Origin of the sequence: Massilia sp. TSP1-1-2, assembly GCF_049896185.1 — a bacterium.
Classification (GTDB): Bacteria; Pseudomonadota; Gammaproteobacteria; order Burkholderiales; family Burkholderiaceae_D; genus Telluria_A.
The window spans coordinates 175,878-197,800 of sequence record NZ_JAFCTU010000009.1; the positions used below are offsets into that span (position 1 = coordinate 175,878).

General features: G+C 64.6%; 14 protein-coding genes and 1 pseudogene. 6 read left to right on the forward strand and 9 right to left on the reverse strand.

From position 1 onward, the window contains the following. Positions 1-79 precede the first annotated feature (79 nt). Together ACP7BV_RS10405 and ACP7BV_RS10410 are read right to left on the reverse strand one after the other, a co-directional pair. Positions 80-2,905 carry a TonB-dependent receptor domain-containing protein gene (locus ACP7BV_RS10405; RefSeq protein WP_426103739.1) on the reverse strand — a complete coding sequence of 942 codons (2,826 nt, stop codon included), beginning with the start codon at positions 2,903-2,905 and terminating at the stop codon, positions 80-82. A gap of 78 nt (positions 2,906-2,983) precedes the next feature. Beyond that, positions 2,984-4,705, reverse strand: a complete 1,722-nt coding sequence (locus tag ACP7BV_RS10410; RefSeq protein ID WP_426103740.1) for an ABC transporter substrate-binding protein — start codon at positions 4,703-4,705, stop codon at positions 2,984-2,986. Positions 4,706-4,860: 155 nt separating this feature from the next. Here ACP7BV_RS10410 and ACP7BV_RS10415 point away from each other — a divergent pair, with 155 nt between their 5' ends. The 3 genes from ACP7BV_RS10415 to ACP7BV_RS10425 all read left to right on the forward strand — a co-directional run bounded on the left by ACP7BV_RS10415 (position 4,861) and on the right by ACP7BV_RS10425 (position 8,036). Beyond that, on the forward strand, positions 4,861-6,099 hold the full coding sequence (locus ACP7BV_RS10415; protein ID WP_426103741.1) for a nucleoside recognition domain-containing protein: 1,239 nt from the start codon (positions 4,861-4,863) through the stop codon (positions 6,097-6,099). Between the two features lie 5 nt (positions 6,100-6,104). Next, positions 6,105-7,550 carry a D-alanyl-D-alanine carboxypeptidase/D-alanyl-D-alanine endopeptidase gene (dacB, locus tag ACP7BV_RS10420; RefSeq protein WP_426103742.1) on the forward strand — a complete coding sequence of 482 codons (1,446 nt, stop codon included), beginning with the start codon at positions 6,105-6,107 and terminating at the stop codon, positions 7,548-7,550. An 81-nt stretch (positions 7,551-7,631) separates the two neighbouring features. Continuing rightward, the gene (locus ACP7BV_RS10425; RefSeq protein WP_426103743.1) at positions 7,632-8,036 is read left to right on the forward strand and encodes a VOC family protein; all 405 of its coding nucleotides are present in this window, start codon (positions 7,632-7,634) and stop codon (positions 8,034-8,036) included. Here the strand turns inward: ACP7BV_RS10425 and ACP7BV_RS10430 are convergent, their stop codons facing one another. The 7 genes and pseudogenes from ACP7BV_RS10430 to ACP7BV_RS10460 all read right to left on the reverse strand — a co-directional run bounded on the left by ACP7BV_RS10430 (position 8,037) and on the right by ACP7BV_RS10460 (position 18,348). Further along, positions 8,037-11,264, reverse strand: coding sequence for a beta-1,3-glucanase family protein (locus tag ACP7BV_RS10430; protein WP_426103744.1), 3,228 nt, complete (start codon positions 11,262-11,264; stop codon positions 8,037-8,039). A 328-nt stretch (positions 11,265-11,592) separates the two neighbouring features. Next, a complete protein-coding gene (locus tag ACP7BV_RS10435; protein WP_426103745.1) occupies positions 11,593-12,195 on the reverse strand; it encodes a M15 family metallopeptidase in 603 nt (200 codons plus the stop codon). 337 nt (positions 12,196-12,532) lie between these two features. Beyond that, positions 12,533-13,384 (reverse strand): annotated as a pseudogene (locus tag ACP7BV_RS10440) (N-acetylmuramoyl-L-alanine amidase); the annotation flags it as partial. Positions 13,385-13,415: 31 nt separating this feature from the next. Continuing rightward, positions 13,416-14,327 (reverse strand): N-acetylglucosamine kinase, encoded by a 912-nt coding sequence (locus ACP7BV_RS10445; protein ID WP_426103746.1) that lies wholly within the window; start codon positions 14,325-14,327, stop codon positions 13,416-13,418. A gap of 13 nt (positions 14,328-14,340) precedes the next feature. Continuing rightward, positions 14,341-15,942 (reverse strand): glycoside hydrolase family 10 protein, encoded by a 1,602-nt coding sequence (locus ACP7BV_RS10450; RefSeq protein ID WP_426103766.1) that lies wholly within the window; start codon positions 15,940-15,942, stop codon positions 14,341-14,343. Positions 15,943-16,116: 174 nt separating this feature from the next. Further along, on the reverse strand, positions 16,117-17,400 hold the full coding sequence (locus tag ACP7BV_RS10455) for an MFS transporter (protein ID WP_426103747.1): 1,284 nt from the start codon (positions 17,398-17,400) through the stop codon (positions 16,117-16,119). Between the two features lie 66 nt (positions 17,401-17,466). Further along, complete coding sequence (locus ACP7BV_RS10460) at positions 17,467-18,348, reverse strand: N-acetylmuramic acid 6-phosphate etherase (protein ID WP_426103748.1); 882 nt, start codon at positions 18,346-18,348, stop codon at positions 17,467-17,469. 142 nt (positions 18,349-18,490) lie between these two features. On the opposite strand from ACP7BV_RS10460, the gene ACP7BV_RS10465 reads away from it, so the two are divergent. The 3 genes from ACP7BV_RS10465 (at position 18,491) to ACP7BV_RS10475 (ending at position 21,911) form a co-directional block, all read left to right on the forward strand. Continuing rightward, complete coding sequence (locus ACP7BV_RS10465; protein ID WP_426103749.1) at positions 18,491-19,768, forward strand: D-amino acid dehydrogenase; 1,278 nt, start codon at positions 18,491-18,493, stop codon at positions 19,766-19,768. 98 nt (positions 19,769-19,866) lie between these two features. Next, complete coding sequence (locus tag ACP7BV_RS10470) at positions 19,867-20,295, forward strand: YchJ family protein (RefSeq protein WP_426103750.1); 429 nt, start codon at positions 19,867-19,869, stop codon at positions 20,293-20,295. Between the two features lie 8 nt (positions 20,296-20,303). Further along, positions 20,304-21,911 carry a carboxyl transferase domain-containing protein gene (locus ACP7BV_RS10475; protein WP_426103751.1) on the forward strand — a complete coding sequence of 536 codons (1,608 nt, stop codon included), beginning with the start codon at positions 20,304-20,306 and terminating at the stop codon, positions 21,909-21,911. The last annotated feature ends 12 nt before the right edge of the window (positions 21,912-21,923 follow it).

Here is a 21,923-nt window from a genome sequence, read left to right on the forward strand (position 1 = left end):
CCTGCCGTAAAACGTCTAAAAAAAGACAAAAAAAAGCCCGGTGGCAGGCGCGTGCCTGCCACCGGGCCGACTATAGCACTCAGAGGAATTTATAGTTCGCCATCAGGGTGAAAGAACGTCCGCGCGGGTCGGCCACGCGCGGCTCCCACGAGCTGCCCGCGCCCGTATTGCTGTCGTAAGTGATCGCGAACGGCGGATCCTTGTCGAACAGGTTCTTGACGCCGACCGTGAGCGTCAGGTTCTTGATGGCGCTCCAGGTGGCGCTGGCGTGGAAGATCGAGTACGCATCCACCTTGGGATCGTAGTTTGCCGGGGTGACGCGCCCGCTGGCGACGCCGGGCAGCACCTGGTCCTGGTAGCCGCGCCGGTAGATGTTCTGGAACAGGCCGCTCCAGTTGCCGCGCTTGTAGCTGACGTAGGCGGTGTGCTTCCACTTCAGCCCCAGGTCGCCGGTAAAGGTGAACACGCCCACCTCGCTGCCGCCGAAAGGCGCGTCGGGCACGGGCCGGTTCTTTTTGCGCAGCAGGTAGGAGCCGTCGATGCCCGCTCCCCACGCGCCTTCCCACAGCTTGCCGTTGGTGCGCGCGCCCGCTTCGATGCCGCGCGTGATGCTCGAACCGGTGTTGGCGAAACGCTGGTCGATGGAGACCAGCGTCCCGGCCGCGTCGCGCTCAAAACGCTCGGGGATCAAGGCGTAGTTGGCCAGCATGGTCGACAGCGGCAGCGCGCGAATGGTGTCGCTCTTGCGGATCTCCCACAGGTCCAGGCTGGCCGAGAAGGCCGGCATCGGCTCGAACACCACGCCGATCGATCCCTGCTTGGCCGTTTCCGGCGCCAGCGTGGCACGCCCGCCCGTGAGGATGACGGGGTTGGCCGCTGCGCAGCCGGCCACGGTGCTGTCTACCTTGCCGCTGGCGCAGGTGGCCGGGTCGGCCAGGTCGCGCCCCACATACGCCGATTCGGTGCGGCCGCCGAACAGCTGGCTGAAGGATGGCGCGCGAAAGCCTTCGTTGTACGAGCCGCGAAACAGCACCTGCTCGATCGGCTGGTAGCGAAACGAGACCTTGGGGTTGACGGTCACGCCAAAGTCCGAATAGTCGTCGCGCCGCACGGCGGCAGTCAGTTCCAGCGCGCGCGTAACGGGAATGAGGACTTCTGCATACAGGGCGCGGATGGTGCGGCTGACCTTGTCGAGGGCGTTGACGTCGTCGAAGGGCGCATTCAGAATCACCGGGCGCGTAGTTGCGGCGCGCAGGTCGCCATTGAATTTGTACGCTTCCTTGCGGATGTCCATGCCCACCGCCGCCATGACAGCGCCCGCCGGCAGCTTGTAAATGTCGCCCGACAGCGACGCGTCGAAGGTGGTGGTGGTGGTGCGCCCGCCATACAGCACCACCCCCGCCGCCGAGGTACTGTTGATCAAATCCAGTGCGGCTTGCGACTGCCGCTCGCCGGGCGCAAGAAAGGGGTTGATGACGTCGGTGCCCAGCGCCGCAGCCAGCGCCGCCGTGTAGTTGTAGCCCTGGCCCAAGGTCGACTCCGATTCGCTGAAGGCACGCCCCAGCCCCGCCTTGTAGTCGAAACGGCCGAACTGGCCGTCGGCGCCCAGCTGCACGCGTCCCGCTCGGCTCTCGGTGACGATTTCGCGGTTGCCGCAATCCATGCAGCGCCAGCGGTAGGCGATCGGCAAGCCGCGGTTGGCGGCAATGGACGGGAACACGGCCACGAGCTGATTGAACACCGCGTTGTAGGCCGCGCCAGTGGACGGGTAAAACGAGCTCGCCGGGAAGGTAAGCGCGCCCGGCGACACCTGGTTGGACGAAAAGCGCTTGGCCACATCGGTCTGCGAACCCACTACTTCGGCAAACAAGTTGTGGCCTTTGAGGTCAAAAGTGGCGCGCGCGACAAAATTGTCGTTCTTGACGGGTTGCTGCAGCACCGCCGCGCGGCCCGTGTCGTAGGCGCAGCCATAGGCGGCCGAGGCTGTGTCCCACAGCTTTTCATCGTACGGCCCCATGCCGTCAACCGAGGCGCAGCCGGCGCCGCGGGGCAAGTCGAGCAGGCTCACGGCCGAGTAGCCTTGGGTGCCGCCGGCCAGCGTGGGGCCGGTGTTGCTGCGGCGGCTGAAAATCGTGTCACCAAGCGTGGTGGCAAACACATTGGCAAACGGCGCGCCGCGGGTGTCGGGCGAGAGGCCGCGCTCGGGCTGGAAGGTGTTGACGAAGTCGCGCTGGTCGCCCCGCAAGGCCTTGTTTTTGCTGGTGGAAGCGGCCAGCAGAAAATTGTAGCCCTGCTCTTGCAGGTCGCCAAAACCGCCCGTGACCTGGTAGCGGGTGATGTTGCCGCCGCCCGCTTCGGTGACGTCGGTAAAGGCTTGCGCTTCGAGCCCCTTGTAGTTTTTCTTGAGAATGAAGTTGATGACGCCGCCAATCGCGTCGGTGCCGTAAATGGCCGAGGCACCATCCTTGAGCACCTCGACCCGCTCGACGGCCGCAAAGGGAATGGCATTGAGGTCGACCGCGGACGCTTTCATGCCGTGAGTCGCCACGCGCCGGCCATTGAGCAAAATCAAGGTATTGTCCGATCCCTGGCCGCGCAGATTGGCCGACGAGGCGCCGTTGTTGCCGCGCTGGGCGCCCGAGGTCACGTCGGCATTGCTGGCCAGGTTGTCGGACCCGTTGCCATTCACGTTGAGGGTGGCGATCAATTGTTCGGCGTTGACAATGCCTTGCTCCTCAAGCTGGCGGCGCGAAATGATTTCCAGCGGCAGCGCACCCTCGCGGGCAATGCGCTTGATGCTGCTGCCGGTGATTTCAACGCGCTCCATGGGCGCCGCCTCCTGGGCGACGGCCGATCCGGCAATGCCGATCAGGGCGATCACGTGCGCGAGCTTGGTCAACTTCACGGCAGTCCTCCTTCAGTTTTGACAATACCGACAAATATGACATGCCGATTTCAGCAATGGCGCACGCCACAGGACGCTTTACTGGCGCTGGAGCGCGCGCTGGCGTTGGTCAACATCTATATCGAGATAGCGCCAGGTGGTCAATTCCACCGGGTGGCGAACGTAGTTTTTAAGCCACGGATGGCGGATATCGGCCGAGATAGGATGGGTTAGCGGCACCCATGGGTTGTAGGCATGGATCAGCTGATTCATCTCGCCATACAGGGCCTGGCGCGCCGGCGAATCGGGCAGCGCGCGTGCCTGCTCGTAGCGCTGGTTGTAGGCGGGAAGGTTGAAGCGCGCATAGTTGGCGCGTCCGCTGTTGGGTCCGTACAACAACTGGTAGAAATTGTCGCCATCGGGAAAATCCGCAATCCAGTTACTTTCGAACATTTGCACCTTGCCCAGCCGCGACGCCTTGATGATCTCCGGCTTCTTGTCGGTCTTGAACGCCACGCGCAAGCCGATGGCATTCAGGTTTTTGCGCCACAGTTCGTCGCGCAATCGCCCGCCGACCGTCGCTTCGCTGTGCATGTTCAAAGTGAGCGCTTCGCCTTGCGGGCCGCGCCGAAAGCCGTCCGCATCGCGCTGGCGGTAGCCGAAGCGCTCCAGCAAGGCCTGCGCCATTGCCTTGTTGTACGACACGGGGCTGCGGTAGGCCGGATCGTAGCCCAGCACATTGGGCGGCAGCGGCGACTCGGCGCGCAGCGCAAAGCCTTTTTTGAGCAGGCTGATATCTTCCTCGCTGTTGTAGCTGAGCGCAATGGCGCGCCGCAGCGCCACTTTTTCCTTGGTGTAGCCGCCGATGACGCTGTCTTCCATGTTCATCCACATGTAATAGGTCTGCAGCACGGGAAAGCGGGTCAGTTGCATGCCGCGCGCGGCCAGATCGCTCTTGAGCTTGCCGTTGCTGATCACCATGTCGGTCATCGATTCGGGCACCTGCTCGAGGTAGTCGTAATCGCCCTTGAGAAAGCCGAGCACGCGGCCCTGGAATTCTTCGGCAATCTTGATCTCCACCCGGTCCAGCAAAGGCTTCGGCGACGCCTGCGGGTTAGCCAGCAGCACGATCTTGTCGCTGCGTTTCCACTCGCCCACCATGAAAGGGCCGGTGCCCACCGGATGGTTGCCGGCCTGGCCGGGATAGGCGTCAATCACTTCGCGCGCCACCACGCCGGCGGCGGGCGTGGCCAGGTAAAACAGGAAATTATTGTCCGGCTTGGACAGACGGATGCGCAGCGTGTAGCGGTCGATTGCCTGCAGGCCAGCGATCCGGGTGGCGTAGCTGAAGTTTTGTTTGAGTGCTTCATCGCCGGCGATCTTGCCCTCGAACAGCGACAGCCAGGGCGACTTGAGCGCCGGGTCGTACAGCCGCTGCAAGCTGTAAACATAGTCGGCTGCGGTCAACTCGCGCTGCTGGCCCTTGAAGGCGGGGTCGGCGGTGAAATAAATTCCCGGACGGAGCTTGAAGGTATACGTCAGGCCGTGCTCGCCAGTCACAGGCAAGCCAGCGGCCGTATTGCCGCGCAGTGCGACAGGGCGCTGCAGATAGTCATAGCGCAGCAGCGGATCGAACAGGTTTTCAAGCACGCTCAGGCTGGCGAGGTCGGACGCCACGGCCGGGTCCAGTCCCGTTTCGCTGGTGGTCAGGTAGGTGTGCAAGACCTTGTCCGCGGCCTGCGACGGGGGCGCTGCGGCAAAGGCGGCGGCAGCGGTGGTGGCAGCTATGAGGAGGGCGGCAAAACGGCGGCTGATCGGCATGGTCGGTCCCTGAGGTAGTCGCCACATGATATGCGAGCCCGTGCCCCGTCTCAATTTTTTACATACCGAAACTGCATACATTCATCAATTACTGGCAAGCTACGCCTATACTCACGCTGCACCATTGGCACACTTACTTTATAGATAGTAGCGACATGGCACTTAATTACATCTGGTCTGGCTTTTTCCTGGTCGGCTTCGTGGCCGCGCTGCTGCAGTGGCTGTTTTTGGGCGACACCGAGATTTTCAAAAAAATTATCGACGGCACCTTCGAGTCCGCCAAGATGGGCGTCATGGACATTGCGCTGCCGCTGGCCGGCGTGATGACCTTGTGGCTGGGCATCATGAACATTGGCGAAAAGGCGGGCGCCGTGGGCTGGCTGGCGCGCGTGATCTCCCCGTTTTTCTCGCGCATCTTCCCCGACGTGCCGAAAGACCATCCGGCCACCGGCCACATGGTGATGAACTTTTCGGCCAACCTGCTCGGCCTGGACAACGCTGCCACGCCCTTCGGTTTGAAGGCGATGGAAAGCTTGCAGACGCTCAACCCCATCAAGGAAGAAGCGAGCAATGCCCAGATCATGTTTCTGGTGCTGCATACCTCGGGCCTGACCCTGATTCCACTGGCCATCATGGCGCAGCGCGCGATCCTGCACGCGGCCGATCCGTCCGACATTTTTATCCCGTGCATGATCGCCACCTATGTCGCCACCGTAACCGGCATCGTGGTGGTATCGATCAAGCAGCGCATCAACCTGCTCAATCGCGTCGTGCTGGGCTGGCTGGGCGGCATGACGGCTGCTATCTGCGCCCTTATTTTTTACTTTACGCAATACCTGACCAAGCCGCAGATCGAGTTGGTGTCCAAGGTATCGAGCAACCTGATCCTGTTCTCGATCATCATCATTTTCATCGTCGGCTGCATGCGCAAGGGCGAGAACGTGTATGACGCCTTTATCGAAGGGGCCAAGGGCGGCATCCAGACCTCGCTGACCATCATTCCCTACCTGGTCGGCATGCTGGTGGCGATCAGCGTCATCCGCAATTCGGGCGTGCTGGGCTTTATTGTCGGCTTCCTGGACACCTTGTTTGTGAACCTGGGTTTGCGCACCGAATTCATCCCGGCCCTGCCGACCGCGCTGATGAAACCGCTGTCGGGCAGTGGCTCGAAAGCGATGATGATCGACGCCATGAAAACCTACGGCGTCGACTCCTTTGTCGGCCGCCTGGCCTGCATTTTCCAGGGCTCGGCCGACACCACGTTTTATATCGTCGCGCTGTATTTCGGCTCGGTCGGCATCAAGCGCACGCGCTACGCGATCACGGCGGGCCTGATTGCCGACTTTGCCGGCATCTGCGCTGCAATTGGCGTCGCTTACCTGTTTTTTGGATGAACCGCATGCTGCGACCCCTGGTCCTTGCCGTCCTGCTTGCCTGCGCCGCTGCCGTCCGGGCGCAGTTGCCGCCACCCGTTGTCCAGCAACTGGCGGCGAGCAAGATCCCGGAAGACGCCATTGCCGTGCTGGTGCTGCGCGGCGATACGGCGCTGGTGTCGCACTTTGCCGAGCGCGCCATGCAGCCGGCCTCCACCATCAAGCTGCTCACCACGCTGGTGGGGCTGGAGCAGCTCGGCCCGGCATTTCGCGGCCGCACCGAGCTGCGTAGCGCGGCCCCCGTGGTGCAAGACACCCTGATGGGCGACCTGATTTTGCGAGGCGGGGCCGACGCCGACCTGACCGGCGAAGCGCTGACCGGCATGCTGCAAGCGCTGCGCAACCAGGGCGTGCGCAAGATCGATGGCCGCCTGGTGCAGGACCGCCAGCTGTTCAACCCGGCGCGCAGCGACCTTGGCGTGCCGCCGTTTGACGCGTCGCCCGACGCCTATTACAACGTGATTCCGGACGCGCTGCTGGTCAACAAGAACATGCTGCTGATCGACATGCGCTCGAGCGCCGCCGCGGTGCAAGTTGCGATGCAGCCACAGCTGGACCGGGTGACCATCGAATCGGGCTTCACGCTGATCGACGCCGACTGCGCCAAATGGGAAGACGGCTGGAAGCAGCCGCAGGTGGTGCGCGAGGCGGACGGCAAGATCCGCATCCGGCTTGTGGGCACCTTTCCAAAAAACTGCGCGCGCGGCAACAGCATTAACGTGCTGGACCGGCAGGATTATGTCGACCGCCTGGTACGCCAGGTGTGGAAGCAGCTGGGCGGCGAAGTCACCGGCCCGGGGCTGGACGCGGCCATGCCGGCCGACGCGCGCTTGCTGGCCGAGCACGTCTCGCGCAGCCTGCCCGAAGTAGTCCGCGACATCAACAAGCCGTCCGACAATACCTTGGCGCGCACCGTGTTCTTGAGCCTGGGGAGCCTGGAAGCCGATCTTGTGGCCGGCAGCCATCCGGCACCGGCGAGTCCGGCGCAACCCACTGTCAGCCGCACCGACCTGGCAATCCGCAACTGGATGCGCAAGCAGGGCATCAACGATGGCGGCCTGGTGCTGGAGAACGGCTCCGGGCTGTCGCGCACCGAAAAAATCAGCGCCTTGCAAATGGCTGGCGTGCTGCAAGCCGGGCTGCGCAGCAAATGGGCGCCGGAATTCCAGTCCAGCCTGCCCATTGCCGGTATCGACGGCACCATGCGGCGGCGTCTGAAAGACAGCCCCGCCTACGAGCGCGCGCGCATCAAGACGGGCGGCCTGAGCAACGTGATGGCGATTGCCGGCTACGTGCCGGACGCCAACGGCCAGCCGTGCATTGTGGTGGCGATGATCAACAGCGAGCGCGCCGGCAGCGGCCGCGCCGCCCTCGACGCCCTGATCGACTGGGTCTCCCGTTCCACCCAGTAAAACCCTCACCCGGGGGAGATTGCGCGCCATGTTGGCTGGGGCAGTGCCATAGTGGCGACTCCAAGTGCGCGGGAGTTCGCCATGCAGCTGTATGTCAACATCGATGTCGACGACGTCGACAAAGCGGTCGCTTTCTATACCAAGGGACTCGGGCTGCGTCTTTCCAGGCGCCTGTTCAACGGCGCGATAGCTGAACTGGCCGGCGCGTCATCGCCCATCCACCTGCTGCCCAAGGCGGCAGCGAGCGCGACGGCACAAGGCGCGGCCACGCGCACCTATGCGCGCCACTGGACACCGGTACACCTGGATTTTTGCGTGGAGGATCTGGACGCGGCACTGCAGCGCGCGCTGGACGCAGGCGCCAGGCTCGAAGGCGAGGTGCGCCAACATGCCTGGGGACGGATCGCCACGCTGGGCGACCCGTTCGGGCACGGACTGTGTCTGATACAGCTCGCGCCCGGCGGCTACGCGAACGTCGCCGGCTAACTACTGGCCGATGGTATAGGTCACCGACACCGGCGACGGCGTGAAGATCGACGGGCTATGTCCGCCCACGTCGTCATACGAAAAGCCATATGCCAGTCCATTGAAGCTGTGCCCATGCCAGAACTTCGTGAAAAAGTTCGCTGGCCTGCCCGCCGGGTAAAAATAATCGGCGTTGTACCAGCGATCGGACGGCTGTTCGGCCACATGCCGGTTGAGCGCCGCGCACAACTGCGCCTGCAGTTGCAGCTGCTTGTCGTGCTTGGGCGTGTTGGGCGTGGTGCCGGTGGCGTCGTCAAGCACGCCGTTACCCAGCATGACTTCGGTGGTGCTCGGCTTGCCGTAGATTTTGTACGTGTCCACCCCGTCGCTGAAGGTGAACACATCGTCCAGACCCACGCGGCCGGTAAAGGTTGGCCAGGCGCCTACCTTGAGCACCAGGTTTTCGTTGCGATACTTGTTCCAGATGTCGCTGATGTACGCGTCCAGGTAGGCTGCGTTGTCGCCGCGCGGCTTGTCCTGGGCGCCGGTGGTGACGTTCAGGCCATCGTTGAAGGTGCCGTGCGCCGGCGCCATGATGCGGTATGGCGCATAGGGCGCTTTTGCCAGGCCCGCAAATTCGGCCGGCGTCTCAAGGATGAAGCGGGCGAAGATCTGCTCGCGCGTCTCGAGCAAGGTCTCGCCGACGGTGGCGTCATAGCCGTCAAGACCGGTCACGCGCAGCTTGAGCGGAAAGCCGAAAATGTCGACCCGGCTGGTGTTGACAAAAATGCCGGGATAGTCGCTGGCCGGGCGCGCGCGGTTGATGTTGAATTCGCCGAAATCAAAGGTGGTGTTCAGATTCGGGTCGCTGCTGTTTTCCAGGTCCGGACCCGCGTAGCCGGTCTTGCCGTTGATGTCGCGGTTGATCTGCACCAGCACCGGTTTGCCAACGCTCATATAAATGCGCGCCGACTCGATCGCCGGGATCGTGACCGATTTCGCCTGCGCCAGGCTGACGCCGTAATTGGCGTAGCCCTTCTCGCGCCCGGGAATGGCAATCGTGTTGTCCGCTTCGCTGACCGGCACCAGTTTGCCGCCCTGGTCCGCGCGCACGTATTGGCCTGTCACCCAGTCCTTGCCGATGATGACCCAAAAGACTTTGTCGTCCGTGTACTTGCCGCCGGTGCCGTTGACAACGGTAAAAGTGGTCATGCCGTTCCATGCCGATTGCGCGTTGTTGGTAATGGTGTAGGTGCGCGACACCACGGCCGAATCCTTGCCGTCCCTGGTCGCGAGCGCCTTGAGCGTGAAGGTGTCGCCGAACTCGGGCGACTTGGCCAGCCACACGGCGCCGTTGAACTGCGGCGAGGTGCGCGTCGGCGTGGTGCCATCCCGGGTGAAGTGGATCGTCGCGCCCGGCGTTGCGGTGAGCATGTTGACGCCGATCTGGGTCGCGTAACTGCCCGACGCATGCGACAGCGTTGGCGCGGCCACCGTGCAGCCGGCCGGGGTCTGGCTGCAGGCCGGCGCGATGTCGTAGGTGGCGCTGGCGCGGCGCGACTGCTGCAAGTCGGGCCGCACGGCGATGGCGTTGATCGTCATGGCGCTGGCAACGAGGATGGGTGAACCTGCCACGAATAGGGACGAGGCGAGCGTTGGCGCGCTGCCGTCGCGGGTGTAGTAGATTTTCGTGTCTGCCACCGAGCCGGCCGGCAGCGCCAGGTTCACGCTCTGCTGCGTGGCATACACGCCGCCCGCCGGTGACAATACGGGCTTGGCCACCGGGCTCGGGCAAGTCGGCGAATCAGGCGCATCGTCGCCGCAAATGTTATAGCTGTACCAGGCGCTATCCTTGTTGCCGCCGGCCGGCGCGGAATAGGTGAACATATACGATATTTTTGCGCCGGTGGACAGCGGACTCAGGGCGCTTGCCTGCCAGCGCTTTTGGGCCGCGTCGTAGCTCATGTTTTCGTCGCGCTGGGCGCTCTGCACGCCGTCGCGCCCGGTGACGTAACTGTGCGCGATGAGCGTGGTCGGCCTCCAGGCGGGCGCGAACCAGACGCGCGCAGTGGCGCCATCTTCGGCCACGCCCTGCGTAAAGGTGTCGCCGCCGCCGGCAGTGATGGTGAAAACGGCGGCTGCGATTGCCGAATTGTTCATGCCGCTTTTGAGCGCAATCGCCCTGACCGTGGCGCCCGGCGCGGCCACGCTGAAGGCGCCGCCATACAGCGTGGACGCGGCGCTCGGCGTGCTGCCGTCGCGCGTGTAGCGGATCACCGCGCCGGCTGTGCTGGTGCTAAGGGTGACGCTTTGGGCCGCGCTGAACGTGCCGCCGCCCGGCGTAATGGCAGGCGTGGCGACGGTGCCGCCCGCAGCGCCGCGCGTCCAGCTAAAGCCGGTGGCGTCGCGCGCTCCGGTCGATGTCATGTAGGTAAAGCTGTAGGCCAGCGAAACCGCCGCGCCCGAGGCGACCGGCAGCGTTACTTCGTGGCGCGCGCCGCTGTAGGCCATGCTGACGTTCTGCTGGGCGCCGCCATTCAAGCTGGTGTGAATATCGACCCAGTCCGGCTTTGGCGAGCGCGCAAACCAGACGGTGAGCGTAGTGCCGCTGTCAACCACGCCCTGCGAAAAGCCGCTGTCGCTGCTGCCGATGGCGTAGGTGGCGCTGGCGCTGTCGGAATTGGCCATCCCGGCTTTGCTGGCAATGGCGGTGATGGTGGCCGTGGCCACGACCGTGATCGGGTTGGCGCACGCCGTCGGCGCTGCGCCGTTGACAGCGCACTGCAGCGTGGCCCCGCTGGTGGTGCTGCTGACGCTGACCTGTTGTGGGCCGCTATAGGAGCCGGACGGCAGCGAGAAAACCGGCGTGGCGACCTTGCTGGCCGCGCCGGGGACGGGCGACGAGGCCCACGGTGAATCGTAGGCCAGGCCCGCCTTGAAGTAGGTGAACTGGTAGTTGACGCTCTGGCCCACGCTGGCGCTCACGCCCAGCTCATAGCGCGCGCGGGTGGTGTTGTAGCCCATGCCGACGTTTTGCTGCGCGCCGCCGGCGACGTTGTAGTGGGCGATGGCCTGGGTCACCGAGGCGCCCTGCAGCCAGAGCGTGGCGGCGCCGTTGATGTTGTCGACGCCGGCGGTGTAGTCCGCAGCCTTGGCGGGCCGCCCGAGCCCGAGTCCGAGCCCGAGCAGCAGCATGGCAAGCAAGGCGAAGAAAAGCCTCCGGTAGTGGTCTGTATGATTGGTGAACATGCGATGTGTCTCCATTTTTAACTGTTTTTTGGGTTGTGCTCCTGACTGACGGTGTTCGACGGCGCGTGAGGTCCTCCTTCGTCTGGATGGAACAAGGCGGCAAGCCAAGGCGCGGCCATGCCTGCCGTCATGGCATGCGAAAAAATGGGTATGGAAGGATGCGTGAGTGAAGTGGCGGGCAGTGACGATTGCCAGCAATGTCAATATACGTGCCTCGGGAAAGCGCTGTCAACAAAAAATTGGAAGCGTTTCCGTTTTTGTTTGAAAGCCTGCAAAGCGCAACGGCTGGATGTTAGTCGTCGCGCCAAGCCCGTAAGCCACATCGTCTTCAGGTCACCCGCTGAAACGTCCGACGCACCAGGTCGCGGTCGCCAAAATCGTAATGCCACCACTCGCTGGCAATCCCGGCGAATCCCGCATGCGCCATCGCATCGCGCAGCACCTGGCGGTTCGCGACCTGCGCCGGCGTGAGTTCGCCGCGCGCCAGCAGCAACGCTTCCAGGCCAGGCTGCGAGCGTTCTGTCAGGTCGTCAAAGCCGGTGCCCATGTCCACTTCGTCCCCCGCCGCGTCAAGCAGCGTGATGTCGAGCGCCATGCCGAACGAGTGGATCGAGCCGCGCGCGGGGTCGGCCAGGTACAGCTGCAGGCCGGTGCCGGCGAGCGCATCCCACAGCTGTTGTTGCACGCGCTGTGGGCGCACCGCGTCCAGGATCAGGGCAGTGTAGCCGGGATGGTTGGCAGCCAGCCAGGTCACGGCTGCTTCGAGGCCGGCGGCTGCCTCGCAATGCAGCCAGGCGCAGTCGAACGGGCCATACAGGTCGCGCCCGACGAAGTTGTACGGTGTTGCGTAGCGCAAGTCAATCGCGATGCCGGCCACGCTCGACAAGTGCCGAAACTGCGGACTGTTGGCGAGCGCGGAGATGAGCGGCATGTCAGGGTCGGGTGGGCGCCAGCATGGCCGGTTCGACAGGCACCGGCACCGGCTCGGCGGGCATTGGCGGCGCCGGATTGGCAGGGGCCGGGGCCGGAACCACCGGCGCAGGGATGGCCGGAACGACTGGGGCCGGAACAACCGGGGCCGGCACGACTGGCGCGGGAACGACTGGCGCAGGAACGACCGGGGCCGGAACAACGGGTGCCGGAACGACTGGCGCTGGAACAACCGGGGCCGGAACAATCGGTGTTGGAACGACCGGCGGTCGCACCACTGGCGCCGGCAACAGCAGCACCGGCGGCGGCGCTGCCGGAACCGCAGACAGCGGCGTAGGATTCATCGCCTCGAGCAGCGCTGCCGTCTCGGCGTCGGGAAACCCGCCGAAATCGGCGGGCCGGTACTTCATCTGGAACGCGCTGAGCACCACGCGCGTCTGCTCGTCGATCGCGCCGGTGCGCAGCACCGCATAGCCGTGCGCGGCCAGCTTTTGCTGGAACCAGCGGATATCCGGCAGCTGCTGCGCGTACAGCGCGCGGCCCGCCGCCACCCTGGCCGCATCGGGCCACTGCACCAGGCCGGCCCTGGCCAGCTGTGCCCAGGGGAACATGGGACCGGGATCCTGCTTGCGTTGCGGTGCTATGTCGCTGTGGCCCAGGATGTTCTCGGGCGGGATCTGATGGCGCGCGGCGATGTCCCGTATCAGCAAGATCAGCTTGTCGATCTGGGCCTGCGGGAACGGGTAGTACACCCGCCCGTTCGGCCCTTCGGTAAAGCCCGGGTTGACGATCTCGATGCCGATCGAGCTGCCATTGAGCAGCGTGTAGTTCTTCCAGGACGACACGCCCGCATGGTTGGCCTGGCGCGCTTCGTCCACCAAGCCATACACCACCGGCTCGCGCTCGTCGGTGACCAGGTAATGGCTGCTCACCTCGTCGCGGGTCAGGGTCTTGAGCGAGCGTGGCGCGTCGCTCACCGTGTAGTGCACGATGATGAACTTGACACGGCTGCTCTGCCCCCTGGACGAGTAGCTGCGGTCTATTTCCAGTATGACGGGTGCCGGCGCCTTGGGCGGCGCCTTGCGGGGAACTGGCCGCGGACGGGAAACCGCTGCCGGTAGCGGCGGCGGCGGTGCGCTGGCGCAGCCGGCGAGCAGGGCGATCAGCAGGGGGACGAGCAGTTTTTTCATCGGTGGCATGGGTCGGTATGCGGTATGCGGTTCAGGGAGCTGCGGCGACGGCCATGCGGGCCGCTGCATGGTGCGCCTGGGCGCCGGATTGCATCAAGCTTATCGCATCGGGCAAAGCCGTGCGCATGGAAGCGAAAATCGATGCGTGCAGGCCGGCGGCGCGACCGGCCAAAGCCACCGGTCGCGGTCCCAAGCGGGCGCACAGGGCGCTTGCCAGGCGCGCCAGTTCGCGCCCCGCCTGCGTCAAAATGGCCGCCGCCACCGGGTCGCAGGCGGCGCTGGCGGCAACGGCCAGCGCCAGCTTGCCGACGGCGCCGCGTTCCTGGCCGTAGATGAACTGGCGCGACAGCGCCCAGTCGTCGCCGCCGATGTGCGCGAATACTGCCTGCGCCATGGGCGAGGCGCGCCAGCGGCCGGGCTGCTCGTCTTCGCCGCGCCAGATGTGGCGCAGCGCTTCGCGCGCGATCCAGTAGCCGCCGCCGCCGTCGTCCAGGCACACGCCGCGCCCGCCGGCCCGATGGAACTGGCCCGCGTGGTCGATAAAGGCGCCAATCGACCCGGTGCCTGCGTACACCAGGTAGCCCTGGCCGGGAGCAAAGCTGGCCAGGTAGGCGCTTTCGATGTCGCTGCAGACCGTGACGGCCGCCGGCGCCAGGCCAAACAGGCCGGCCAGCATGCGCTGCAACGCGCCGCCGTCGCCGCCAAAACCGGTCACGCCCGCGCGCACGGCGCGCGGGAGCGCGTGCACGTTCACCTGCCGCGCCAGCAGCGCCAGCGTGGCTTGCACGCTGGCGCGCCCCTCCGCGCTGCCCATCTGCAGTGCCGACCAGCCGGCCGCTTCGCCTTCGGCCACGATGGCGCCGTCAACGCTCGCCAACGCCCAGCAAGTGCGCGTGCCGCCGGCGTCAATGCCCAGACCATACGGTGAAATGGTGTTATCCATGAAGCTTGCCCTGCTATTTGGCTTTGGCGGCCGGCGCCCCGGCCACAGCGGCCAACGAAACGCGCGCGCTCTCGTTGCCAAGCCGGTCGACCGCGCTGACGACAAAGGCGTCGGCGTCGGCCGGCGCATTCCACTCGGTCTGGGATGCGGGGGCCGCGGCAAAACGCCACGTGCCGCCCTGGCGCGACCAGATCGCGTAGTGCGCCGTCCCCTTGCCCGCGGCCAGCCTGAGGCTGACCGCGGCGCCGGCGCGCCTGACGAGCACCCCCGGTACTGTGGCCGGCTCGGTGCGCAGCCATGGCGTGGCCGGCACCAGCGCCTGGCCGGCGTACTGGCCGGCCTTGAGCTGGTCGCCGATGCCCTGGCGGTTGTCCATCAGCGCGGCCATGCTGAAGTGAACGTGGCCGGTCGCGTTCGGACGGCTGCGCGTAACGCCGATCTGCCTGACGATTTCGTCGGCCGTAAAGGCTTTGCTCGAGGCGCCAATGCGGCTGGTGAACAGGCCCGGCCAGACATGGCGGGCGTGCCGGTTTTGCGCCAGCCAGTAGTCGAGTAGCGTGCCGTAGGCCTGCGCCGTCTGGCTGACGGGCCAGTACAGCTGCGGCGAAAAATAATCGAGCCAGCCGTTTTCAAGCCACAGCTCGGCGTCCGCATACAGCCGGTCGTACTGGCTAAAGCCGACGATCCCGCTCGGACGGCGCTCCGGCTTGCCGATGCCGAACGGGCTGATGCCAAAGCGCACCCAGCTTTTTTCGGCGTGGATGCCCTTGTACAGCGCTTCGATCAGCTGGTTGACGTTCTGGCGCCGCCAATCGGCGCGTGCCAGCGTGCCGCCGCCGCCGATGTAGCGCTGCCACGCCGGCTGGTCCGGAAAATCGAGTTCGCCCTTGCCGCCGCCGCCTTCCAGCGCGCCTTCGGAGCCCTGCTCGATCGGGTAGGGGTAAAAATAATCGTCGATGTGCACGCCGTCGATGTCGTAGCGCTTGACGACGTCGAGAATCACGGCCAGCGTCTGCTTCGACGCCGCTTCTTCGGCCGGATCCATCCATAAAAAGCGTCCGTACGACTTAACCGCCTGCGGGCTGGTTCTGGAAATGTGGTTGGGCGCCACCGGCGACTTGGCCGTGGCGTGGCGCGCCCGGTAGGGATTGAACCAGGCGTGCAGTTCCAGCCCGCGCGCGTGTGCCTGGGCGACCCAGAACTTGAGCGGGTCGTACCAGGGCTGCGGCGCCTTGCCTTGCGCGCCGCTCAGGTATTCGCTCCACGGCTCGATGTCGGACGCATAGATGGCGTCGGCGCCGGGGCGCACCTGCAGCACGATGGCGTTCAGGTTCAATGCCTTGGCACGGTCGAGAATGGCGATGGCTTCGGCCTGCTGCTGCAAGGCCGACAAATTCGACTTGCTGGGCCAGTCGATATTGGCCACGGTGGACACCCAGGCGGCGCGAAACTCGCGCGGCGCCGACGGAGCGTTCAGGTCGGCCGATGGCGGCACGGGGGTGGGCGCGCCCGGACTCTTGAGCGGCTTGGCCGGTGCGGGCGGCGTCGGCTTGACGGCCGGGGTGGTCGTGGTGCAGCTGGTAACCAGGCCGCCGAGCGTCAGCGCGCCCGCCATGCCTGCCAGCGCGAAAGCGCGTTTCTTCAAATTAGGCTGCAAAACCGGTCCTCAATATGGTTGTCGCCGGCGCGCGCATTGGCTGCATCGTGGGCAAGATGGCGAAGCATAAAGCAAACTGGCTTTCGCTGGAGTTCGGTCCGGCGCATGCGCCGCCATCGACGACATGTAAAACTAGGCCGACGAGGCCGGCGCCTTTTTCCCGAACTCCGGATCGATCTTGACCAGCGCGGCCATCAGGAACGCCGGCAGCGTCATCGCGCAAATGTAGATGAAGAACTGGTGATAGCCCAGGTACTCCTGGACGCGGCCGCTGTACATACCCGGAATCATCATCCCCATCGCCATCAGGCCGGTGCAGATCGCATAATGGGCCGTCTTGTGCACGCCGTCGGCCACCATGATCATGTACAGCAGCAGCGCAGCGAAGCCGAAGCCGTAGCCGAATTGCTCGAGCGCGATGCCGGCCGAGATGACAACGATATCTTGCGGCATGTAGGCAGACAGGGCGACAAACATCAGGTCCGGCACGTGGACCGCGAACACCATCGGCCAGAGCGCGCGCTTGAGCCCCACTCGGGATATGAAGTAGCCTCCCAGCAAGCCTCCCAGCGTCAGGAACAGCACGCCGACGGTGCCATACACCAAGCCTACCTGCGCGGTCGACAATCCCAGGCCGCCCTTGGCCAGGGGATCCCTCAAAAACGGCACCACCATCTTGATCAGCTGCGATTCCCCTAGCCGGAATGTCAAGATGAAACCGAGCACCAGCAAAATGTCCTTGCGTGCGAAAAAGGCGCCGAAGGTGGCAAAATATTCCTTGATGTAATGGTCACCCTGGATCACCTTGCGGTCGCTCTCCGGGCGCGGCAGGATAAAACTGTGATACACCCACAGCGACAAAAAGATGAGTGCGAGGATGGACAGCGAGATGGTCCAGGCAAAGGCTTTGTCGCCCGTGCGCTCGGTGATTTTCCCGGCCAGATACACCAGTCCACCCTGGCCGGCAATATTTGCCAGCCGGTAAAAGGTGCTGCGCACCCCCACGAATGAGGCTTGCTGGTCTTGCGGCAGGGCCAGCATGTAAAAGCCGTCGGCCGCGATGTCATGGGTTGCCGAGCTAAATGCCATCAGCCACAAAATGGCCAGGCTGATTTGGAAAAAACCCGGCAAAGGCGTGGTCAGCGCCACCGAAGCCAGCGCCGCGCCAATGATGAACTGCATGCTCACCGTCCACCAGCGCTTGGTGCGGAACATGTCGACGAAGGGAGACCACAGCGGCTTGATGACCCAAGGCAAATACAGCCAGCTGGTGTAGAAGGCGATGTCGTCGTTGCTGACCCCGAAGTCCTTGTAAATGATGACCGACAGTGCCATCACGACGACGTAGGGAATTGCTTGGCCAAAATAGAGCGAAGGAATCCAGCTCCAGGGATTGTTCACGGACGCTTTTTGCATGGTTCTTTCGTGATCGGCCGGTCCCAAGCTGCTAGCTGTTAGCTGTTAGCTGTTAGCTGTTAGCTGCTAGGCAGCAAGCGCCTGGCGCACGCTGCCTCGCGCCGCCTCAAGCAGCACCCGGGCCTGGTCGATACTGGTTTTTTTGCTCAGGGCCACAATGGCCACCTTGACATGGAAATCGCATTCTTCCAGCACCTCGCGGGCGGCGCGTTCATCGGCGCCCGTGGCGTACATCGTCAGGGCAACCGCGCGCAGCACCAGCTTGGCGTTGGTCGGCTTCAAGTCTACCATCAGGTTGCCATAAACCTTGTTCAAACGCACCATTAAAGCGCTCGAAAAAGTATTCAGGGCGATTTTCTGCGAGGTACCGGCCTTCAGGCGCGTGCTGCCGGAAATGACTTCGGAACCGGTGTCGAGCGTGATGCCGATCTGCGCTTCGGTGGCGACGGGGGCGTTTGGGTTGTTGGCAAAGCCGATCGTCAGCGCGCCCAATTCGCGCGCCACGCGCAAGGCACCCAGTACGTACGGCGTGGCGCCGGAAGCGGCCAGCAAGAGCACCACGTCGTTGACGCCGGGATTGGCGTCGCGCAGGTCGGCCGCGCCCTGGGCGCTGTCGTCTTCAGCGCCTTCGACGGCGACGAACATGGCGTCGAGGCCGCCGGCGATCAGCGCCAGCGCGCGCTCATGCGGCCAGGAAAAAGTGGGGTAAAGCTCGACACTGTCGAGCACGCCCAGGCGGCCGGAGGTGCCGGCGCCCACGTAGATCAGGCGCCCGCCCGCTGCGATGCGCGGTACGGCGGCGGCCACCGCGCGCGCAATCGCCGGCGCTGCCGCGCGCGCCGCATTGACGGCATTGGCCTGGTCGTCAATCAATACGGCGACCAGTTCATCGGTCGGGTACAGGTCGAGATCGGCATGACGCGAATCGGGGGTTTCGGTCTTTAACATGCGCAGTAGGCTTGGTGGCGATGATTCAAGTGTAATCCCAAAACGGCAGAGCTTCCCCGGGATGTGTAACAAAGTAGCGCGGCATTTCCACAGTTAGCGTGCATACTCGGCCATCAAGGCAACGGAAGGATTGCAGATTCTTATGCAGCAAGTAATTGTCATTGGCGGCGGCGTGATCGGCTTGACTTCGGCCTGGTGGCTGCTCGAGGCCGGGTTTGGCGTCACGCTGCTTGAGCAAGAACCGGTGGTGGCGGCGGGCGCAAGCCACAGCAATGGCGGGCAACTGAGCTACCGCTATGTGGCGCCGTTTGCCGGCCAAGGCGTGCCGCTCAAGGCCATGCAGTGGCTGTTCCAGCAAGACGGCCCGCTGCGCTTTCGGCCCGAAGCTGACCGGCGCCAGTGGCGCTGGCTGACGCAGTTCCTCGCTCATTGCCGCGCCGACATTAGCCGCCGGACCACTGCCCGTTTGCTGGCCTTGGGTGAACTGAGCCGCCAGTCGCTGGTCCAATTGGAGATGGTACTGCCGAAGGCGCAATTTGCATGGCGCGAGGCGGGCAAGCTGGTGGTGTACCGCTCGCCCCGCCAGTTTGCTGCGGCGGTCGCAGGCGCGGCCGGCGTCGGCCAGACGAGCACCGCCCAGGCGGACGCCGGCCAAGTACTGACGCCATCGCAATGCGTGGCGCTCGAGCCCGCGCTTGGTCCTGCCCTGGCGGCCGCGCCCGGTATGCTGGCGGGCGGCATTTACAACAGCGGCGAAGCGGTGGCGGACTGCCAGGCGTTTTGCCACGCCTTGCTTGCGCGCTTGCAGGCGCATCCGCGCTTTGGCGGTATGGTCCATGCCCGGGCGCGCGGGTTCGTGCTAGCGAACGGAAACATTGCGGGCATCGATACAGACACCGGCTTGCTGTCGGCGGACGCCTTTGTATTAGCGGCAGGCATTCGCAGCCGCGATCTGGCAGCGACGGCGGGTATCTACTTGCCCTTGTATCCCATCAAGGGTTACAGCCTGACGGCGCCGATTCGCGCCGGCGACCTGGCACCGCAGGTCAGCGTCACCGATTTCGAGCGCAAAGTGCTGTATGCGCGCATCGGCGACCGGCTGCGCGTGGCGGCGATGGCCGATATCGTTGGCGACAGCGCGCATATCGACCCGCGCCGCGTCGCCGGCCTGATCGCCCAGGTGCGCACGATGATGCCGCATGCGGCCGATTACGGCACTCTGACCGCCTGGGCGGGACTGCGCCCGGCGACGCCCGGCGGCGCGCCCCTGATCGGCGCCACCCCGTACAAGAACCTGTGGCTGAACGTGGGCCACGGCGGCCTGGGCTTCACATTCGCCTGCGGTTCGGCCCATATTCTTGCCGACCTCATGCGCGGGAAGGCGCCGCCTATTCCCATGGATGGGCTGACGCTGGCGTGAGCCGTTCCAGCCGGGCATGGGCGAGCTGCGGCAGACGCGATCCGCCCTTCCTGTCGAATATGGCGGATAATTGTACGGTTTTCATATTGCCAAGCGCCATGCCTGCACCATCTACCTGTCCTTGCGGCGGCCCCTCACTGGCCGCCTGCTGCGGTCCCTACCTTGCCGGCGACGCAATCGCGCTCAGCGCCGAGGCACTGATGCGCTCGCGCTACACGGCCTACACCCTGCGCGACGAGCCCTACCTGCGCGCCACCTGGCACCCCGACACCTTGCCGGCCGGGCCCATCATCGATGAAAACGAACGCGTCCAATGGCTGGGGCTGGCGATAGAATCCACTTTACGTTTACGTAAACGTAAAGTAGACTCACCCGCATCACCAAACGCCGATACCGTAGAATTCGTGGCGCGCTACAAGATCAATGGCCGGGCTCACCGCCTGCATGAAGTGAGCCGCTTCGTGCGCGAAGAGGCCGGCGGCGCAGCACGCTGGTTTTACCTGGACGGCAGTTTCCCGGACAAATAAGGATCGCAATGCCCCACATCGACAGCAAACTCAATCCGCGCAGCGACGACTTCAAGGCCAACGCGGCAGCCATGCAAAGCATCGTCGACGACCTGCGCGCCAAGGTCTCGGCCATGGCTGCGGGCGGTGGCGCCGCCGCCAGCGCCAAGCATGTCGCGCGCGGCAAGCTGCTGCCGCGCGACCGCGTCCAGATGCTGCTCGATCCGGGCACGCCCTTCCTCGAGTTTTCCCAGCTGGCCGCCTACGGCATGTATGAAGGCGCGGCGCCAGCGGCCGGCATCATCACCGGCATCGGGCGCGTGTCCGGCCAGGAATGCGTGATCGTCTGTAACGACGCCACCGTCAAGGGCGGCACCTACTACCCGATGACGGTCAAGAAGCACCTGCGCGCGCAAGAGATCGCCGACCAGAACAACCTGCCGTGCATTTACCTGGTCGACTCGGGCGGCGCCAACCTGCCCAACCAGGATGACGTGTTCCCCGACCGCGACCATTTCGGGCGCATCTTTTTTAACCAGGCCAATCTGTCGGCCAAGGGCATTCCGCAAATTGCCGTGGTGATGGGTTCGTGCACCGCCGGCGGCGCCTACGTGCCGGCGATGAGCGACGAATCGATCATCGTCAAGGACCAGGGCACCATCTTCCTGGGCGGCCCGCCGCTGGTAAAAGCGGCCACCGGCGAAGTGGTCACGGCCGAAGACCTGGGCGGGGGCGACGTGCACACGCGCCTGTCCGGCGTGGTCGACCATTTGGCGCAAAACGATCTGCACGCGCTGTCGCTGGCGCGCACCATCGTCTCGAACCTGAACCGCACCAAGGTGCAGCAAATGGCCTTGCGCACCGCCAGCGAACCGACATACGCGCCGGAAGAACTGTATGGCGTGATCCCGGTGGACACCCGCAAGCCGTTCGACGTGCGCGAAGTCATCGCCCGCATCGTCGACGGCAGCGAGTTTGATGAATTCAAAGCCCGCTACGGCACCACGCTGATCTGCGGCTTTGCCCATATCTACGGCGTCAAGGTCGGCATCATCGCCAACAACGGCATCTTGTTCTCCGAGTCGGCGCTCAAGGGCACCCACTTCATCGAACTGTGCTGCCAGCGCAAGATCCCCCTGGTTTTTTTACAGAACATCACCGGCTTCATGGTCGGTCGCAAGTACGAAAACGAAGGCATCGCGCGTAACGGCGCCAAGATGGTCACCGCCGTCGCTACCGCCGCCGTCCCCAAGTTCACCGTCATCATCGGCGGCAGCTTTGGGGCGGGCAACTACGGCATGTGCGGGCGCGCGTTCTCGCCGCGCTTTCTGTGGATGTGGCCCAACGCGCGCATTTCCGTCATGGGCGGCGACCAGGCCGCCTCGGTGTTGGCCACTGTCAAGCGCGACGGCATCGAGGGCAAAGGCGGACAATGGACGGCCGAGGAGGAAGCCGCCTTCAAGCAGCCGATCAAGGAGCAGTACGAACACCAGGGCCACCCCTACTACGCCACCGCGCGCCTGTGGGACGATGGCGTGATCGACCCGGCCGACACCCGCATGGTGCTGGGCCTGGGCTTGTCCGCCGCGCTGAACGCGACAATCGAAGACACCAAGTTCGGTGTCTTCCGCATGTAAGGAAAGCCGAAC

Coding starts and splice junctions, on each gene's coding strand:
- ACP7BV_RS10430 (WP_426103744.1), bottom strand. CDS start 11,264: ATGTTCACCAATCATACAGACCACTACCGGAGGCTTTTCTTCGCCTTG.
- ACP7BV_RS10470 (WP_426103750.1), top strand. CDS start 19,867: ATGCCTGCACCATCTACCTGTCCTTGCGGCGGCCCCTCACTGGCCGCC.
- ACP7BV_RS10425 (WP_426103743.1), top strand. CDS start 7,632: ATGCAGCTGTATGTCAACATCGATGTCGACGACGTCGACAAAGCGGTC.
- ACP7BV_RS10460 (WP_426103748.1), bottom strand. CDS start 18,348: ATGTTAAAGACCGAAACCCCCGATTCGCGTCATGCCGATCTCGACCTG.
- ACP7BV_RS10435 (WP_426103745.1), bottom strand. CDS start 12,195: ATGCCGCTCATCTCCGCGCTCGCCAACAGTCCGCAGTTTCGGCACTTG.
- ACP7BV_RS10475 (WP_426103751.1), top strand. CDS start 20,304: ATGCCCCACATCGACAGCAAACTCAATCCGCGCAGCGACGACTTCAAG.
- ACP7BV_RS10445 (WP_426103746.1), bottom strand. CDS start 14,327: ATGGATAACACCATTTCACCGTATGGTCTGGGCATTGACGCCGGCGGC.
- ACP7BV_RS10410 (WP_426103740.1), bottom strand. CDS start 4,705: ATGCCGATCAGCCGCCGTTTTGCCGCCCTCCTCATAGCTGCCACCACC.
- ACP7BV_RS10450 (WP_426103766.1), bottom strand. CDS start 15,942: ATGGCGGGCGCGCTGACGCTCGGCGGCCTGGTTACCAGCTGCACCACG.
- ACP7BV_RS10415 (WP_426103741.1), top strand. CDS start 4,861: ATGGCACTTAATTACATCTGGTCTGGCTTTTTCCTGGTCGGCTTCGTG.
- ACP7BV_RS10465 (WP_426103749.1), top strand. CDS start 18,491: ATGCAGCAAGTAATTGTCATTGGCGGCGGCGTGATCGGCTTGACTTCG.
- dacB (WP_426103742.1), top strand. CDS start 6,105: ATGCTGCGACCCCTGGTCCTTGCCGTCCTGCTTGCCTGCGCCGCTGCC.
- ACP7BV_RS10455 (WP_426103747.1), bottom strand. CDS start 17,400: ATGCAAAAAGCGTCCGTGAACAATCCCTGGAGCTGGATTCCTTCGCTC.